Origin of the sequence: Pseudomonas sp. NPDC089569, assembly GCF_050280625.1 — a bacterium.
Lineage (GTDB): Bacteria > Pseudomonadota > Gammaproteobacteria > Pseudomonadales > Pseudomonadaceae > Aquipseudomonas.
In genome coordinates this window covers 1-1704 of the sequence record NZ_JBNNVQ010000251.1, presented here as the reverse complement: position 1 = coordinate 1704, position 1704 = coordinate 1, and the positions used below count along the sequence as shown (strand labels likewise).

Annotated in this window: 1 protein-coding gene and 2 pseudogenes; 1 reads left to right on the top strand and 2 read right to left on the bottom strand. The window is 58.4% G+C overall.

Features of this window, described 5'->3' with window-relative positions:
- Positions 1–30: 30 nt before the first annotated feature.
- Both ACQKP2_RS32795 and ACQKP2_RS32790 read right to left on the bottom strand, forming a co-directional pair.
- Positions 31–792, bottom strand: a pseudogene (locus tag ACQKP2_RS32795) (NADH-quinone oxidoreductase subunit C); the annotation flags it as partial.
- Positions 793–864: 72 nt separating this feature from the next.
- Complete coding sequence (locus tag ACQKP2_RS32790; RefSeq protein ID WP_427582375.1) at positions 865–1539, bottom strand: NuoB/complex I 20 kDa subunit family protein; 675 nt, start codon at positions 1537–1539, stop codon at positions 865–867.
- A 76-nt stretch (positions 1540–1615) separates the two neighbouring features.
- Between ACQKP2_RS32790 and ACQKP2_RS32785 the strand changes: the two are divergent.
- Positions 1616–1704 (top strand): annotated as a pseudogene (locus tag ACQKP2_RS32785) (taurine dioxygenase); the annotation flags it as partial.

The following is a 1704-nucleotide window of genomic DNA, read 5'->3' as shown; positions in this document are numbered from 1 at the left end:
CAGGGGTACTGCTGAGTTGTTTCAGGCACCCATCTTCTCGGCGCCACGGTGGTGGTAGCCGATGTCCGGTACGCAATCGACGATTTCTTCACCGTCCAGCTGCAGGATGATGCGGAACGCACCGTGGGCCGAAGGGTGGTTCGGACCCAGGTTGAGGAACATGTAGTCTTCGTTCGGACCGGAACGCTTCATGCCCCAGTCTTCAGGGCGGAAGCGCGCGGCTTCTTCCTCGAGCTGTTGCTTGGCCAGGTTCAGGCTGTACGGATCGAATTCGGTGGCGCGGGCAGGAAAGTCCTTGCGCAGCGGGTGACCTTCCCAGGTCGGCGGCATCATGATGCGCGACAGGTGAGGGTGACCGGTGAAGTCGATGCCGTACATGTCCCAGACTTCACGCTCGTACCAGTTGGCGTTTGGCCAGATGCTGGTGACGCTCGGTAAGCTGAGGTCGCTCTCGGATAAGGCGACCTTGATCATTACGTCACTATTACGCTCGATCGACATCAAGTGATAGAACACGGAGAAGTCGGCGCCCGCGGGTAGCCCCTGACGCTTGGTGCGCAGACGCTCGTCCACGCCGTGCAGGTCATAGAGCATGACGTACGGCTTGGGCAGATTGCGCAGGAAAGTCAGAACCTCGACGAGTTTGGCGCGGGCAACCCAAAGCACCGGCATGCCGGTGCGGGTTGATTGGGCGGTGAACGCCTCGGGGCCAAAACGGTTGTTCAGTTCGACGACCACATCCTGGTCGTCAGCCTTGTAAGGCGGGATGTACAGAGCACTGCCTGTAGTCATGGTTATTTATCGCTTTCGGTCAACGTAAAGAATGAAGCCAGGTTCTCGTTTCTTTGAAACAGCAGATCTGGATCAGACTTCGTCAGGGCTGCGCAGGTTGGTTACCTGAATACGCTGTTCGCGGCGCTGTTCCTTCTGCGAAGGCATCTCGGCGCGATAAACGCCTTGATCGCCAACGACCCAGGAAAGTGGGCGACGCTCCTGGCCAATCGACTCCTGCAACAGCATCAAGCCTTGCAGGAAGGCTTCAGGGCGAGGCGGGCAGCCAGGTACGTAGACATCCACGGGCAGGAACTTGTCCACCCCTTGAACCACGGAGTAGATGTCGTACATGCCACCGGAGTTGGCGCAGGAACCCATGGAGATAACCCACTTCGGTTCGAGCATTTGCTCGTAGAGGCGCTGGATGATCGGCGCCATCTTGACGAAGCAGGTACCGGCGATAACCATGAAATCCGCCTGACGCGGTGATGCCCGTATTACCTCGGCGCCAAAGCGCGCGATGTCGTGGGGCGCCGTGAAGGCGGTGGTCATTTCCACATAGCAGCACGAAAGGCCGAAGTTGTACGGCCACAGGGAGTTTTTACGCCCCCAGTTGACCGCGCCACTCAGCACGTCTTCCAGCTTGCCCATGAAAATGTTTTTGTGGACTTGATCTTCTAACGGATCGGAAACGGTTTCCCGTTGGCCGATCGGATACTGCTCGTTAGGAGCATCAGGGTCGATCCGGGTGAGATTGTATTGCATTGCCAAAGCCTCATTGTTTCAGCTTCGCTTGCCGCTTGCGCCGAGCTTCCGGAGCCCAGTCAAGGGCGCCCACTCGGCCAGGATCAACGAGCTGTCGGAAACCGAGAGCGAGACGATTCTGAAGTTCCTGTTCGCCCACGCCACCCGACCGGAATTCACCCTACG

Excerpts from the sequence above, each read along its gene's own strand:
- ACQKP2_RS32790 (WP_427582375.1), bottom strand. The coding sequence starts at position 1,539 with ATGCAATACAATCTCACCCGGATCGACCCTGATGCTCCTAACGAGCAG.